General features: G+C 50.5%; 11 protein-coding genes. 7 read left to right on the top strand and 4 right to left on the bottom strand.

What is annotated here, in order from left to right:
• The first annotated feature begins 9 nt into the window (after nucleotides 1-9).
• From OCV88_RS16180 to OCV88_RS06290, 5 genes are read left to right on the top strand one after another with little or no spacing between them, the layout of a single operon-like run.
• Nucleotides 10-8,244, top strand: coding sequence for a helicase-related protein (locus tag OCV88_RS16180; protein WP_158424715.1), 8,235 nt, complete (start codon nucleotides 10-12; stop codon nucleotides 8,242-8,244).
• Nucleotides 8,245-8,301: 57 nt separating this feature from the next.
• Nucleotides 8,302-8,829: a sugar-phospahte nucleotidyltransferase gene (locus OCV88_RS06275; protein WP_158424716.1), complete on the top strand. Its 528-nt coding sequence runs from the start codon at nucleotides 8,302-8,304 to the stop codon at nucleotides 8,827-8,829.
• A 13-nt stretch (nucleotides 8,830-8,842) separates the two neighbouring features.
• Nucleotides 8,843-11,908, top strand: coding sequence for a DUF3849 domain-containing protein (locus OCV88_RS06280; protein WP_158424717.1), 3,066 nt, complete (start codon nucleotides 8,843-8,845; stop codon nucleotides 11,906-11,908).
• Nucleotides 11,905-12,135, top strand: a complete 231-nt coding sequence (locus OCV88_RS06285) for a transposon-transfer assisting family protein (RefSeq protein WP_158424718.1) — start codon at nucleotides 11,905-11,907, stop codon at nucleotides 12,133-12,135. Before OCV88_RS06280 ends, OCV88_RS06285 begins: the two co-directional genes overlap by 4 nt.
• Nucleotides 12,135-12,989 (top strand): YodL domain-containing protein, encoded by an 855-nt coding sequence (locus OCV88_RS06290; RefSeq protein WP_158424719.1) that lies wholly within the window; start codon nucleotides 12,135-12,137, stop codon nucleotides 12,987-12,989. Before OCV88_RS06285 ends, OCV88_RS06290 begins: the two co-directional genes overlap by 1 nt.
• 48 nt (nucleotides 12,990-13,037) lie before the next feature.
• Here OCV88_RS06290 and OCV88_RS06295 read toward each other — a convergent pair whose 3' ends face one another.
• The 4 genes from OCV88_RS06295 to OCV88_RS06310 form a co-directional block, all read right to left on the bottom strand.
• Nucleotides 13,038-13,637 (bottom strand): N-acetyltransferase, encoded by a 600-nt coding sequence (locus tag OCV88_RS06295; RefSeq protein WP_158424720.1) that lies wholly within the window; start codon nucleotides 13,635-13,637, stop codon nucleotides 13,038-13,040.
• Complete coding sequence (locus OCV88_RS06300) at nucleotides 13,637-13,816, bottom strand: hypothetical protein (protein ID WP_158424721.1); 180 nt, start codon at nucleotides 13,814-13,816, stop codon at nucleotides 13,637-13,639. The genes OCV88_RS06295 and OCV88_RS06300 overlap by 1 nt, the downstream gene beginning before the upstream one ends.
• A gap of 136 nt (nucleotides 13,817-13,952) precedes the next feature.
• On the bottom strand, nucleotides 13,953-14,186 hold the full coding sequence (locus tag OCV88_RS06305; protein ID WP_158424722.1) for a helix-turn-helix domain-containing protein: 234 nt from the start codon (nucleotides 14,184-14,186) through the stop codon (nucleotides 13,953-13,955).
• Between the two features lie 129 nt (nucleotides 14,187-14,315).
• Nucleotides 14,316-14,477 (bottom strand): type II toxin-antitoxin system antitoxin, encoded by a 162-nt coding sequence (locus OCV88_RS06310; RefSeq protein ID WP_158424723.1) that lies wholly within the window; start codon nucleotides 14,475-14,477, stop codon nucleotides 14,316-14,318.
• Between the two features lie 129 nt (nucleotides 14,478-14,606).
• Between OCV88_RS06310 and OCV88_RS06315 the strand changes: the two genes are divergently transcribed.
• A complete protein-coding gene (locus OCV88_RS06315; RefSeq protein ID WP_158424724.1) occupies nucleotides 14,607-15,302 on the top strand; it encodes a hypothetical protein in 696 nt (231 codons plus the stop codon).
• Between the two features lie 246 nt (nucleotides 15,303-15,548).
• The gene (locus OCV88_RS06320; RefSeq protein WP_470253727.1) at nucleotides 15,549-15,980 is read left to right on the top strand and encodes a hypothetical protein; all 432 of its coding nucleotides are present in this window, start codon (nucleotides 15,549-15,551) and stop codon (nucleotides 15,978-15,980) included.
• Nucleotides 15,981-16,014 lie beyond the last annotated feature (34 nt).

The following is a 16,014-nucleotide window of genomic DNA, read 5'->3' on the forward strand; positions in this document are numbered from 1 at the left end:
AGGATCTATATGGCAAAAATCAATGACATCCGTTTCCTGGCACGGGAGACGGCAAAAGAAGTCAGCGGTTCCCCACGGGACTGGATGGGGTATCTGGACACGGCTTCCAGGCTGTACCGGTATCCTTTTTCTGACACGCTCCTGATCCATGCACAGCGTCCGGACGCTACGGCCTGTGCGGAGCTGGAAGTGTGGAATGAGAAAATGCGCCGGTGGGTGAACCGGGGAGCGAAAGGGATTGCCCTGATTGACGATACCGGGCCGAGGCGTATGCTGCGGTATGTGTTTGACGTATCGGACACCCATCCGGTGCGGGGCGGCAGGACACCGTACCTGTGGAGGCTGGAAGAAGGACAGCGAGAAGAACTTCTGAACTATCTGGCGGACACTTATGGGCTGGACAGGGAAGGAGCTTCTGATCTGGCTGCGGCGTTGCGGCAGATTGCGGAGGAAGTGGCGGCGGACAGCCTGGAAGAAACCATGGACGGCATGGGGTATGCCATCCCCGGCACTTTCCTGGAGGGGCTGGATGAAGATACCATCCGGGTGGAGTTCCGCACGCTCCTTACAAACAGCGCTTTTTACTCCATGGCACGGCGCTGCGGCCTGGAGCCGATGGAATACCTAGAAGAAGCAGATTTCTCCGGGATCACCGATTACAATGACCTGTCTGTCCTGGCATTTTTGGGAAATGCCACCAGTCAGCTTGTAGAGCCGGTACTCCGTGACATTGGGCGCACGATCCGGCAGATGGAACTGGAGGAATGGAGAAAGCAGGCAGACGAAATCCATGAAAAACCGGAGAAAACGGTTGCAAAAACTCAGGAAGTACCTTATAATGAATTTAACACGTTAATTCGTGAAAGTGAAAATGTAGAAGGAGGGGAACCAAATGGAGCTGACTTATCACCGCAAGGGGGATTATCTGTTTCCGAACCTGACATTGGCAGAAGAATCCGTCCAGATCGGGAAATACGGGATGCTGCGGAGAACATACCTGAAGGAACACAGGAAGAACCTGTATCAGAGCCTTCTGATCAGCGGGAAGCTGGACAGCCATCTGCAGGAGATCGAGAAATCGGCACAGGGGAGAATGGAGAACCTGATGGACGGGCTTCTAACAACCTATCCGGCACCGGACAAAGAGACAGATCCGATGGCGTGGACAGCACACATGAACAGCCTGACACAGATGGCGGAGGAAACCGTATTGACGGAATTGGTATACAGCTAAGGGAAGAAACAGTGGAACAGGATTTGAGTGAAGCAGAGGAGACAGAAGCCTCTGCTTTTTCTTTTCCCGAACTGCCCACGGTGGAACGGCAGATCCGTTCCATTGAGGAGCGGCAGGCGGCTCTGTATGCCGGGGAGACAGCCATCCCTGCGGATGTGATTGATGAGGTTTTAAGACACGGAGGAAACCGGGACAGGAGCCATTTGCGGATGATTTATAACTTTATGATCGAGCAGACACCGGAGGAATACACAGATTTTGTGCGCCGGGAATACGGCACCGGCGGTATTGGCCTTGTGATCGGCGGGAAAGAATATTCTGTCTGGTATGACGAGCTGGGGATGCAGATTGCTGTAGGGCATACAGTGACAGACCGGATTCTGGATAAGACCTTTCTGTCCTGGGAGGATGTGAGCGGAAGAATCCATCAGCTTTTAAAACAGGGAGAATACGCTCCCCAGTCTGTGCTTGATGCCGCCCGAAGCAATGCTCTGAAAGAACATGCGGAAGTTTTGCTTTATATGGAACGGGATCTTGCAAAAGGTGTGGCAGAGCTTGTCTTTGCGGACATGGAGCCGTTCCGTGGAGGCTTTCCGGATATGGTAGAGAAAGTCAGCGCATTGTTAGACCAGCCGGAGTATCTTGCGGATTTAAATGAGCGTCTGGCGGGACTGGCGGAAGCCTATGAAGAAGATCCGGAGATTATGCGTTTCCATTGGTACCGTCCAGATAAAGTAGCGGCACAGTTCCAGAAATTCGCAAAAGAAGCGGTTCCTTATCAGTCAAGAGAAGGATTTCAGTGGCAGGAACATGACATTTTTATTACCCAGGATGAAATTGACGCTTTCCTTACCAGAGGCGGGCCGTATTCTGACGGGCGGCTTTCCACCTATGCGTTTTTTATCCAGGAGAAAACTGCAAAGGAAAAGGCAGATTTCCTGAAAGAGCAGTATGGGGTCGGGGGATGCAGCCATGCCTTAAGCGGAGCGGATGATTCCCATGCGGACTATGACGGGAAAGGGATCAAACTATGCAGAGGCGATTATATCAATCCGTCGGCTACGGAACTTCTGAAATGGCCCCAGGCGGCAAAGCGAGTCCAACAGCTCATAGATCAGGGGATGTACCTGAAAGCCGGGGATTATTCCCGTATGCCGACATATGAGCGGAAAGTTTTGGCAAGGAGAATCATCCGTTTTTATTCCCGTATGCCGGAGGAGATTGAGCGTCCATTTAAGGAAGATCTTCTGAATGAGGATGCAATAAAACGACTGCCAGAACTTCTGGAAGAACCGGAGACAGCGGAAAGGCTTGTGTCACAGATGGACGCCGCCCTTGCTGCCTTACCTTTGGATTTCCCGTCATATGACGAAAGGGCGGATACCCTCTCTGTGATCCATGATTATATTGACGGAACATATACGATTTTCCCGGATCAGAAGAAAGACATAGAAGTGGAGGCAACAGGACAGCAGTTGTCTCTCTTTGATTTTATGGGAGAAAGTGTTCCGGAAGAGGAGCCACAGGAGATTACAGCGGAACAGACAGAAGAAGCGGAAACAATTCCAGAAACGGTAACAGAGCTGGAAACAATATCAGAGTCAGAGCCGGAAACGGTAACGGAACTGGAAAAACGGGAACCGGGGCAGTCAGAGAAAATTTTGACAGAAGAAGAACAGGATACCGTTTATACTGCCATTGAGGAACAGATTACGGAAACTCTGGAGAAAGCGGGAGTATCTTTTGATGTGCTTTCTCCGGAGCAGGTGGACGTGATCTATGCTGCCGCTGAAAAGGGACAGGATGTGACGCCGGTTGTAAACCCGGAGTTCTCCCCGGAACAGATGCAGTTGATTCTTGACGTGCTGGAGCGCCTGGAGACAGACAACCAGGCGGCTGTAAAGAGGGAACTGGAACATCTTACCACAGAGGTGATGTCCTTAGACACCATCAACACCATCCGGCAGTATTACCATATCCCTCTGGAACCAGCGGAAAAGGAGCCGGCTCTGGCTGCCGGACAGCAGGAAAAGGCTGTAAATTTCCGTATCACGGACGATGCCCTGGGAACCGGGACTCCGAAAGAAAAGTTCCGTGCCAACCTGGAGGCTATCCGGCTGCTCCACCAGATCGAAGGGGAAGGTCGGGCAACCGCCACGCCGGAAGAACAGGAGATTCTCTCCCGTTATGTGGGCTGGGGCGGCCTGCAGGAAGCCTTTGAGGAACGGAATGAAGCATGGTCGGACGAGTTTATCGAGCTGTATACGGAGCTTGACCCGGAGGAATACAGGGCGGCACGGGAATCCACGTTAAGCGCCTTTTATACGCCGCCGGTGGTGATCAAAGCCATGTATGCAGCCCTGGGAAATATGGGGCTGGAGAAAGGGAATGTGCTGGAGCCGTCCTGTGGGATCGGGAACTTCCTGGGGCTTGTGCCGGAGGGCATGGACGGGCTGAACATGTATGGCGTGGAGTTAGACAGCATTTCCGGCAGGATCGCAAAACTTCTTTACCCGGAAGCGGAGATTACCATCAGTGGATTTGAAAAGACCCAGTTCCCGGACGGCTTTTTTGATGTGGCAATCGGGAATATTCCCTTTGGGAGCTATAAGCTCGCTGACCGGCGCTATGACCGTCAGAAATTCTTCGTCCATGACTACTTTATCGCAAAGACCATTGACAAGGTGCGGCCCGGCGGTGTGATCGCCTTTATCACTTCCAACGGGATCAGCGGCGGCACGATGGACAAACAGGACGCTAAAGCAAGGGAATACATCGCACAGCGGTGTGAGCTGCTTGGTGCGATCCGCCTTCCGAACAATGCGTTCCAGGCCAATGCCGGTACAAAGATGAATACGGATATTTTGTTCCTGCAGAAGCTGGATGCTCCCAGAATACTTGGAAAGGAACTGCCGGAGTGGGTGCAGACCGATGAAATTCTGCGGGAAGAATATACCAATGACAAGGGAGAAACCTCCTATAACTTTATCACCGTCAATCGCTATTTCCAGAACCATCCGGAGATGGTGCTGGGAGAGCAGAAGATTGTCTCCGGCCCCTATGGGCCGCAGCTTATCTGTAAGCCCATTGAAGGCGCTGACCTGGCGGAGCAGTTAAAGGAGGCGGTCAGCCATATCCACGGCACGATCACGGAGATGGAATTGGAGGATTCGGATTTAGAAGAGATTGACACTTCCATACCGGCAGATCCATCTATTAAAAATTTCAGTTTTGCCAACGTGGACGGCGTTGTGTATTACCGGGAAAATTCCCGGATGAACCGGATGGAACTGCCCGCTATGACAACAGAGCGTGTCCTGGGGATGATCGAGCTGCGTGATATGACACAGGAACTTCTCCAGAGCCAGTTGGAGGATGCCAGTGATGAAAAAGTCCATGCCCTGCAGGAGAAACTGAACCAGACCTATGACCGTTTCACCGGAAGATATGGCCTGATCAGCAGCAATGCCAACAAGCGGGCCTTTTCCCAGGACAGCAGCTACTGCCTGCTCTCTTCCCTGGAGATCCTGGACGAAGAAGGGAACCTGAAACGGAAAGCCGACATCTTTACCAAACGGACGATCCGGAAGCCGGAGGCGGTGACTTCCGTGGACACGGCAAGCGAAGCCCTGGCGGTGTCTATCGGGGAACGTGCCAAAGTAGATGTGCCTTTTATGGCGGAACTGTCCGGGAAAACCGAAGAAGAAGTGACGGAAGAACTAGCCGGGGTGATTTTTCAAAATCCGGTGACAGAAAGCTGGGAAACCTCGGATGAATATCTGTCCGGCAATGTGCGGGAGAAGCTGGAAACGGCGAGAACCTTCGCAGAAAACCACCCGGAATATGGGATCAATGTGCAGGCACTGGAACGGGTACAGCCGAAAGACCTGGATGCGTCAGAGATTGAGGTGCGCCTGGGCGCTACCTGGATCGATCCGGAGTATATCACACAGTTTATGGGCGAGACATTTGGAACGCCGGATTATCTGCTTGGACGGCAGATTGAAGTCCGGTATGCCCCGGTCAACGGCCAGTGGAATGTGAGCGGGAAAAATGCGGACTACCGCAATCCCCGTGTAACCGCTACCTATGGTACACAGCGGGCAAACGCCTACCGGCTTTTGGAGGACGCCTTAAATCTGCGGGATACGAAGATCTATGACACGGTGGAGGAAGATGGGCACGAGAAGCGAGTCCTGAATAAAAAAGAAACTATGCTGGCACAGCAAAAGCAGGAGATGATCCGGGAGGAATTTAAGGAATGGATCTTCCGGGATATGGACAGGCGTGAGACACTGTGCCGAAAATACAATGACCTGTTCAACAGTATCCGGCCCCGTGAATATGACGGCAGCCATATCCAGTTTGTGGGCATGACGCCGGAGATTACGCTGATGCCCCATCAGAAAAATGCCGTTGCCCATATCCTTTACGGGCATAATACACTGCTTGCCCATTGCGTGGGCGCAGGAAAGACCTTCCAGATGATTGCCGCCGGCATGGAGAGCAAGCGGCTTGGCCTGTCGCAGAAGAACCTGTATGTGGTGCCAAACCATCTGACCGAACAATGGGGCAGCGATTTCCTGCGGCTTTACCCGAACGCCAACGTGCTTGTGGCGACCAAAAAGGATTTTGAGCCTGCCAACCGGAAGAAGTTCTGTTCCCGGATCGCTACCGGAGATTATGATGCTGTCATTATCGGGCACAGCCAGTTTGAGCGGATTCCTTTGTCACGGGAGCGTCAGGCAATGTCCATTGAAAAGCAGATCGACGAGATCACCATGGCCATTGAGGAAGCGGCAGAACAGGACGGGATGCGCTATACCGTAAAGCAGATGGAAAAGACCAGGAAGAACCTGGAGACGAAACTGGAGCGTCTCAACGACCAGACCAGGAAAGATGATGTGGTGACCTTTGAGCAGCTTGGGGTAGACCGGCTGTTTGTGGATGAGAGTCATTTTTACAAGAACCTTTTCCTTTATACAAAAATGCGGAATATTGCGGGGATTGCACAGACGGACGCACAGAAAAGCTCGGATATGTTCGCTAAGTGCCAGTACCTGGACGAGATCACCGGCGGGCGTGGGGTGACGTTTGCCACGGGAACGCCTGTCTCCAACAGTATGGTGGAGCTTTATACCATCATGCGCTACTTACAATATGACACACTCCAGGCAATGGGGCTGGGGCATTTCGATTCCTGGGCCGTCGCCTTTGGAGAGACGGTAACGGCGATTGAGCTATCGCCGGAAGGGACGGGCTACCGTGCAAAAACACGGTTCGCCCGTTTTTTCAATCTCCCGGAGCTGATTTCTTTATTTAAGGAGTCCGCCGACATCCAGACAGCGGATATGCTGAACCTCCCGGTGCCGGAGGCGGAATACATCAATGAAGTGCTGAAACCCAGTGAAGAACAACAGGAGCTTGTCAGCACCTTTGCAGAACGGGCAGAAATGGTACGGGCAGGAGCTGTGGAACCTCGTGAGGACAACATGCTGAAGATCACCAATGACGGGAGGAAATGCGCCCTGGATCAGCGGCTTATCAACGACATGCTCCCGGATTACCCGGACAGCAAAGTAAACCGCTGTGTGAAAAACGCTTTTGACATCTGGAAGGAGACAGCGGATTACCGTTCCACCCAGCTCATCTTCTGCGACCTTTCCACGCCGAAGAATGACGGCACTTTTAATGTATATGACGATGTGCGGGAAAAGCTGGCGGCAAAAGGAATCCCCAGGGAGGAGATTGCTTTTATCCATGAAGCCGGGACAGAGACAAAGAAGGCGGAACTGTTCGCAAAGGTACGTTCCGGGAAAGTGCGTATCCTGTTGGGTTCCACGCCAAAGCTGGGAGCCGGGACGAATATCCAGGACAGGCTCATTGCCCTGCACCACCTGGACTGCCCCTGGAAACCGGCAGACCTGGAACAGCAGGAGGGGCGTATCTTACGCCAGGGCAACCAGAATAAGAAGGTGAAGATCTTCCGGTATGTGACGGAAAATACTTTTGATGCGTATATGTGGCAGATCTTGGAGAATAAGCAGAAATTCATCAGCCAGATCATGACAAGCAAAAGCCCTGTCCGTGCCTGTGAAGATGTGGACGATGCGGCCCTGTCCTATGCGGAGATCAAGGCCCTGGCTACGGGCAATCCCTATATCAAGGAAAAGATGGATCTGGACATCCAGGTGAGCAAGCTGAAATTGATGAAGGCCAACCACACCAGCCAGAAATACCGACTGGAGACAGATATAGCGAAAAATTATCCCATGCAGATCACAGCGGCAAAAGAACGGCTGGAGGGGCTGAAAGCAGACTTCCAGGCGGTGAAGCCGCTCCTGGAAAAAGGCAGGGAAAAGGATGAGTTTTCCATGACGGTCGGCGGTAAGGAATACACCGACAGGAAAGAGGCCGGGACGGCGCTGATCGCTGCCTGCGCCGGGGTAAAAGCGGTGAAAACATCCGGGCGGATCGGGGAATTTTACGGGTTCCAGATGAGTGCGGAGTTTGACAGTTTCAACCAGAAATATGTGCTGACACTGAAGCGCCAGTGCAGCTATAAGATCGAGGTCGGGAAAGACGCCCTGGGAAATCTGCAGAGGATCAGCAATGCTTTGTCCGGCATTGAAAAGAGAGTGTCAGAGACACAGCAGAAACTGGAAACCTTACAGCGGCAGTTAGAGACAGCGAAGGAGGAAGTAGCAAAGCCATTTGAGAAAGAACAGGAGTTGGCAGAGAAGTCGGAGCGGCTGGCAGAGTTAAATTCCCTTTTGAACATGGACGAAAAAGGCCCGTCAGAAGCCCTTGGAGCAGAGGACGTGACCGAGGCGGCAGACCAGGCGAGAAGCCCGGTGAATTATGCCGGCAGGGTGGCAGAGGAAACGGTTGTGGCGGACAGTCCCCGCAGGCCATCGGTACTGAAAAAACTGGAAAATGCGAAAATCCGGATTGCGAAACAGCAGGGGAGCCATTCCCCAACTGTGCGGAAACAAGCGGTGGAACTTTAATTTATATAGAAATCCCGTCAGAAATCTGGCGGGATTTTATGATAGGAAGGATCGTAAATGTCACAGATACAATATAGTTTTCATAAAAATGACGAGTACCGTACACCGGCTTATGCGGTGTATCCAATCCTGAAACGCTTGAAAAAGGATACATCGATATGGTGTCCCTTTGATAAAAACGACAGCCAATTTGTGAAAGTGTTTCAGGCGTATGGTTTCCGGGTGGTCTATGGGCATATCCAGACGGGGCAGGATTTTTTCACTTTTCCTGTTCCCCCTTGTGATTATATTATCAGTAATCCGCCATACAGCCGGAAAGGGGAAGTGTTTCAGCGGTTATTTGAACTGCAGATCCCATTTGCCATGTTGATTAACTTTCAGGGGATTTTTGATCAGAGAGAGCGGTTTGAAATGTTCCGACGGCAGCATATCGAGCTGCTTTGGCTTAATCCACGGGTAAATTACGATACAGACGGCGGCCAAAGAAAAGGCACGAGGGTTCCATTCCAGAGCTGTTATCTTTGCCAGGGGATTTGTAAACAGCAACTGGAATTTGAATACCTGGATACAAGTTTATTGAAGTAGGGGGGAGACAGATATGGCGGAAAAAGACAGGAACCAGAGAATGAAGGAGATCACGGAGCGGCTGGAACAGGGCGTTAAAGAGATTTTCACATCAGAAATGTATATGGAATATCTGAAAACGATGTCCCAGTTCCACAGTTACAGTTTTAACAATACGCTCCTGATCCACCTGCAGAAACCGGACGCAACTTTAGTGGCCGGGTATCAGGCATGGCAGAAAAAGTTCCACCGGCAGGTGCGGCGTGGGGAGAAAGGCATCCAGATCATTGCCCCTGCGCCGATCCGGCAAAGGGAAGAGGTGGAAAAGATCGACCCGGCTACACTGGAGCCGGTATTAAAACCGGACGGGACGCCGGAGATGGAGGAAGTGGAATATACGATCCCACGTTTTCGGATCACCACCGTTTTTGATGTATCCCAGACGGACGGGGAGCCGCTTCCGGAACTGGCCACGCCGGAGCTGATGGGAAGTGTGGAAAACTATGAGATATTTATGCAGGCAATCCGGGATATTTCCCCGGCGCCGATCCGCTTTGACGAGATCGAGAGCGGGGCAAAGGGATTTTATAACAGTATTGAAAAGGAAATCGTGATCCAGAACGGCATGAGCGAGAGCCAGACCATGAAAACCGGCATCCATGAAGTTACCCACGCAAAGCTCCATGACAGGGACATCATGGAAGAACTGGATGAGAAAAAAGACCAGTTGACCAGGGAAGTGGAAGCGGAAAGCGTGGCGTACACCGTTTGCCAGTATTTTGGCCTGGATACGTCAGAATATTCCTTCCCCTATATTGCCGGGTGGAGCAGTGACAGGAATATGAAAGAACTCCGATCCTCTATAGACACGATCCGCCGGGTGTCCGGGGAATTTATCGACCAGATGGTGGATCGGATGCAGGAAATCCGGCGGGAAGCACAGCGGCATCAGGAGAACGCACTCTTTGAAGAACCGCAGGACAGATATGGGATTTATCAGCTCTGTGAGGACAGGGATGGGACGGATTACCGTTTTATGGGAATGGCTTACCTGCAGGAACAGGGCATCACTGTGGACGGCGCTGATTATCAGTTCGTTTACGGAGATGAACTGCAGGAAGGGGATACCCTGGAAGCCTTATACACAAAATTCAATACAGACCATCCGGCGGACTATACCGGGCATTCCCTGTCAGTGAGCGATGTGGTCGTCCTGAAAAAAGACGGGGAACTGACCGCCCACTATGTGGACAGCTTTGGGTATCAGAAGCTTCCGGAGTTTGCTGCACAGAGAAAGAAACTGTTGGAAAGCCAGACAGAAGAAAAAGAATATCCGCCGCTCTATCTGTCTGACCTTACTTACGCTATGGAACATAGGAACGTAAACGCTTACCTGGATTCCCGGAAGCTGAACCTGGACTGTAAGAAAGCGGTTGAAGAAGCGGTTGCCAGCCACTTTGACGGGTATCATCTGGCCCATGAAGCTGCAGCGGATGTGGTGGAGGCATACGGGGCAGAGCGGGTGTCCTTCGTGCTGGCCTGTACCGTCCAGCACCTCAGATCGGACGGGCGGTTTTCAAAAGAGACAAAGGAATGGGCGGATCGCTTCAAAATCCCGGAGAATATCAGCCGTGGGATGGATCTCAATGTCGATTATGTGGTGACGAGCCATCCGGCAGTGCTGGACGGTTTTATCGGCCTTGCCCGGAAAGAAATGGGGGAACAGGAGAAAGAAAAACAGGCAGAGCAGATCGGCCCGGAGACAAAAGGGCTTTTGGTAGAGGGACATTTTGGCACCTGGCACACGGTAGAAGTGAGGGAAATCGCCGGGGAGACTTTTTTCCGGATGGAGCAAGACGAGTATGGGGATACCGTGGCAGGGATTATCGTGGACGCAGACGGGAAGCTGGTAGCGGAGGATCTGGAACATGGATTTGATGCCGGGGCTATGGAAGCGATCACAGAATATCTCTATGAGAAAGTGCCAGAGCCGTTTATCAAGCAGTTCTATGTGGTGAATGACGCCTATGGAGTGAAAGCGGAGCGGGAGTATCAATACTTTGAAAACCTGGATGAAGCGATCCAGGCATATCACCTGTTGCCAAACCACCTGGACAAACAGCTTGGCATGGAAAGCCGGGAACCTGTCACTTCCAGGATGCCTTTAATTTCATGTAAAAACGGGATTGAGGAAATAGAAGATATTGAAAAAGCATCCTTAAGCGGGAAATGGATGAACCCGGAGGTGACGGACGCTGTGAACCGGGCTGTCTTTTATCTTGATAACCGGGATATGGAGGCAGCCTTTTCCCTTACGGGTCTGGAGCAGTATTTTTTTATCCAGACCACAGACGGAGGGTATGATTATACATTCTATGATGCGGGCTGCCGGGAGATTGACGGCGGCATTTATGAAAATGAGGATGTCTCCGAGCAGGAAGCTATTGAGGATATTTTATCCGGGGAAGCCGGCGGGAAACCGGTAACGTATAAAGTCATGGATGTGGAAGCATTTCTGGAGCAGAGGGAAAGGGCGCAGGAAACCGCCATGGAGCAAACGGAACCAACCATCAGTTTCTACGCTGCGGAGTGCATGGAGTTCCCGGTGATGGGAGAGTACCATGACAACCTGACGCTTGCGGAGGCATTTGAGAAATACCAGGCAATTCCGGCGGAGCGGATGAACGGGATCAAAGGGATCGGATTCCGGCTGGAGGACGGGAGCATGTATGACGGGGATTACGAACTGATGCGGGCCGGGAGCATCTCCAGGGATATGATCGACCTGGTTCCCCATTATAAGGAAAGCCCCTTGGTGCAGAAAGCTATGGCAGATCTGGAGGAAATGCTGGCAGAGGAACGCCGGAGGGAAGAACCGGTACAGACAGAGCCGGCGGCAGAACAGGGACAGGGCAGGCTGGGGCATACCGGGCAGAAACCGGGGGCAGAGAAGCCCACAGGGGTGCGCCAGTCCGTCCTTGCGGCGCTCCGTGAGCGGCAGGCAAAACGGAAAGCCGAGGAACAACAGCAGATACAAAAAGAAGAGCAGAAAGCGGAAAAGAAAACCCATGGACACAGGAAAGGAGAGCCGGAGTTATGAGAGTGCGGTTTGAGGAAGAAGAATATTTTGTCATTGCTATGTTTGAAAAGGACAGCCGGATCGGAACCATGGAGGAAATCCGCCGGGTGCTTCCATTTATCCGGGAAGATGGGGAGATGCTTGCCCTGGTCAACAGTACGCTGAAGAAAATGGAGCAGCTCACGGATCAGGAGTTCTCCCGGCTGGATCTGGAAACCTATGTGCAGGAACCGGCGGAGGAAGCGTGATGGAGATCAACCAATTTGCCCTGTACCAACTGAAGAATATCCCGGAGAACCGGATGATCCGCTACCGGTCTTATCAAACGCTGCAGGAGCAGCATATCCCGGTGCGGTATGAGAATTATGAGCAGGTTTACCTGGGACGGATGAAAAAAGGGGACACGCCGGACACCATCCGGACACGCATGGGGGAGCATCCGCCCCGCAGATCCGCCTGCCACAGCCTAAGCGTCAGTGATGTGCTGGTCTTAAACAGCGGTGGTGAGATCACAGCCTACTATGTGGAAAAAGAGGGTTTTGTCGTGATCGCCGGATTTCTCCGCCTGGGTTCTTCCGGTGCGCTGATCTCTTATGACACCACAGATTTCCATATCGAGGGGAAAGAGGGAAGCTGGCTTGCCTATGACAGCATCATCATAGACGGACGGGAATTTTTCCTCATGGAACACACCGTTTACGGGGCGCAGGCGGCCAATGTGGTGCTGGACAGTGCGGGAAATATGGTGGTAGACAATGTGTTCCACGGCTTTGACGAGGCAGTAAAGCAGCAGATCCGGGAGTACCTGCACCCGCCAGTAAAAGAGCCGGAACCGGAGAAACCAAAAAAGCCGGTGATGGAAAACTGGCAGAAAGCCTATGAAAACGGGGAATATCTGCGGAGCGCAGAGATCACGGAAGAACAGAATTACAACATGATAGACGGGCGCATGAATAATCTGCCGAACAAGCCCCGGAAGATTGGAGGAAGGGTTTCTGTGCTGGATCGGCTCCATCTGAAGCAGGCAGAGATTGCCAGACGGAGCGGGAAGGCTGTGCCGCAGATGGCGGCGGAAGAAGAGATGGAGCGGAGAAGGAAATAAAAAAAGAGGAAGATGTTTTGCCGGGAGTGGCAGGCATTTTCCTCTTTTCTAATCTCTGAAATATTTTAACATCTGAACCAATATCGGACTTTCAGCAATCTCACCAGTATCTCGTTCCCTTTGTCCAAATTGGACAAATTGGGAAGCGGAATAAAAGTCATATAATTTTGGATTGCTGGCACATTCTATGTAAACGGCTTTTCCTCCGATAATAAACTGGGCTTCCCGGACTTTGCTGCAGGCAATGGATAATAATTCCTGTCCGGGTATAGAGACAGATAAACCGGGATTAAAATTCCTGCCGAGCTGTGCAATCAACGGCATGGACACCAGAAAACGGTCAAGCTCTTCATCATATTGCGAAAATTTACCTATACGTTTCTGGAGTGTTTTACTTAATGCGTTTCCGTTGATAGAAACAAATTTATTTGCCAACGTAAAATAGCCAACGAAACCGGGTGATTCTTCATCAGAAAAAACCAGATAGGTCATTGCAAGCCGCTGCCTGGCAAAGCCAATCGCCTTTGACTGTATAAAATTTTCCACGTCTTTATTTTGTGGACACATGAAACGGGAGAGGATAGACTGCAGCTTATCCTCTCCGTATGTGTCGAGCATTTCTAAAAGATTCAGCTCTATATAATCCATTATATTTTATCTCCAAAAAAAGCTTTGATATTTTTCGTGCCTTTTAATTCCTTTACGCTATAATTACGGGAAACAGGTTTTGTCGCAATAGCTGCAGCTTTCTCCAATGCTTCCACGAAAGCGGCGGCGGAGTCTTTGTCATGGATTACAATGTTCTTTTTGATACTCTGTGTTGCCATGTGCATCTACTCCTTTCATGTTCTCTCATCAATAGTATAGTCGATTTTTTAAAAAATAGCAATGAACGATTTTAAAAAAATGCTTGACGGAACGATTAAAAAAATATGCTGGAATGGTGAGTATGAAATTCAGCGTTTATTTCAGCAATTCGTCATAACTTGTCCCCAGGCAGTCCCGGATGCCACGGAGCTGTGCCCCGGTGATATGCTGAATCCCCCGTTCAATCTTTACCAGCGTCTCTCGTGTCATAGCTATATCTTTCAGTTGGAGCATACGGACAAGTTCTGTCTGTCCGATCCCCTTTTCTTTCCGTACACGGCGGATATTGCCGCCGATGTCGATACCGTTCTGTTTGATCTTTTGTTCCATCCGATAAAGTCCTCTCGACTGGACTGAGATCAGTCCGATTTTCCTTTATCTTATCGGTATGGAATGATACAATGGGACTAGAATGAGTCCAATTTGAAAATAATTCCGGGATCAGAAAAGAATAGGGCGCTATTTCAATTCGCCGTGTTTCAGTTCGTGCTGTGCGATAGCCTGACGGATCAGATAGAGGATCTCACCGTTCATGGAGCGTCCGTCAAACTCAGCAAGGCTTTTCAGCTTTTTATGTGTTTCTGAGTCAATGCGTAAACCGATATGTTTATCTTTTTCCATAATGTCTCCTGTCTGTCGTTTAAGTACAAAATAAGTTCGCTAAAGTAAGTACATTTTAAGTACAGACGGTGATATTATGTGATAAATGGACTTGTTTTAAGTACACTAAATTTTGGAAAGGGCAACAAAATGAGGGAGACAAGAGAAAAGAAATATTACCGGATCAGGGCATGGCTGTTCTGGCTGTTGGCGGGAGGAATGATACTGTTGATTTTGGGGGCGTATTTTAAAGACGAATTATATGAAAAGTGGCTGAAAAGCGGCGGTATGGAAGATATAACTTATGAGGGAAAGTCCAGGCTGGAAGATACGGCGGAGTGTTATTTATGCGGCAATAGCGATAACAGCCTGGTTGGTTACTACCGTAAATTTGATACGATAGGATTGATTTCTCTCAATGACTGGTATGTTCTGGACTTCCGGTTGAGTTGCCAGGACGAAAATGGATATGAAAGGAATACGGAAGATGGAACATCCTCCACGTATGGAAACACAGGAGAAATCATCTATTCGTCAGAAAGCAATTTCCATGGAACAATGGCATCCGTGGAAGTTACCCTTCCGGATGATTATGAATTGAAAATGGAAACGCTGGAAGAACACCTTTGCCAGCCCTGTCTGGATAAAGTGCTGGAATCCCTGGAGTTTCGCAAATGGAAGCATGAAAAGAAAGGGGCGGTTCCTCTTTGTCTTGTAGATTTTAAGACATTGGAAATTTATTCCCTCCAGGATTGGCACAGGGGTTGCCTGATTCGGGATTATTGGGTGGAAATAGAACCGGAGGGAAATGAGATTACCGTAGACGCTTATGCCATACCACAGTAAGGAACAAAAATAATAAAAAGGATACTCTGCAGATTTTTCATGGCCATGAATAACGAAAGGCTCCCGCAGGAGCCTTCCGGACTGGAGGCTTCACAAGTTTCTCCAGTACGATCATAGTGAACTATAACAGAAGAAAAGTAAAAAATCAATCCAGACAGCATAAGACAGCATAAGATTCCTATATTTTCTCTGTTCAGCAGGAAAGGCAGGTGCTAAAATATCTACCAGATAAAATGTGAGAAGGAAGTGTACAGATTGAAAGACAGCGAACTGATCGATAAAGTCCATTCTGCGGTTTATCACCAATGCCAGCGGCGGGGCTATACCGCACCCGTGGATGTGCTGATGGAGATCGGCGTACTGCCAAAACAGAAATATGAAGAATGGCGTTTCGGAAAAATACCGTATCTGGAGCAGGTCTGTACCTGCAATCTACGGAAGCTTTCTGTAGTCATGGGGCAGATCCGGCGATATGCGCAAAAGGCAGGGTTAAAGCCGTCTTTTTGTTATTACAAGCGCTGGGGAGTAAAGAAAAAGCATGGACACAGGCAGGTGATTCCGCTCCGTTTCAGCAAGAGCGGCAGACCAGAAATCGAGCGGGCTTATGCCACACATTATGTGGACAGTAAACGGATCGAACAGTTGAAGAAAGAAGCGCAGGACGGACACATGGACTAAAGCAAAGCGAGTCCATGTGCCCGCAGTAGCTTAT

Source organism: Brotonthovivens ammoniilytica, from assembly GCF_025566885.1.
Lineage (GTDB): Bacteria > Bacillota > Clostridia > Lachnospirales > Lachnospiraceae > Brotonthovivens > Brotonthovivens ammoniilytica.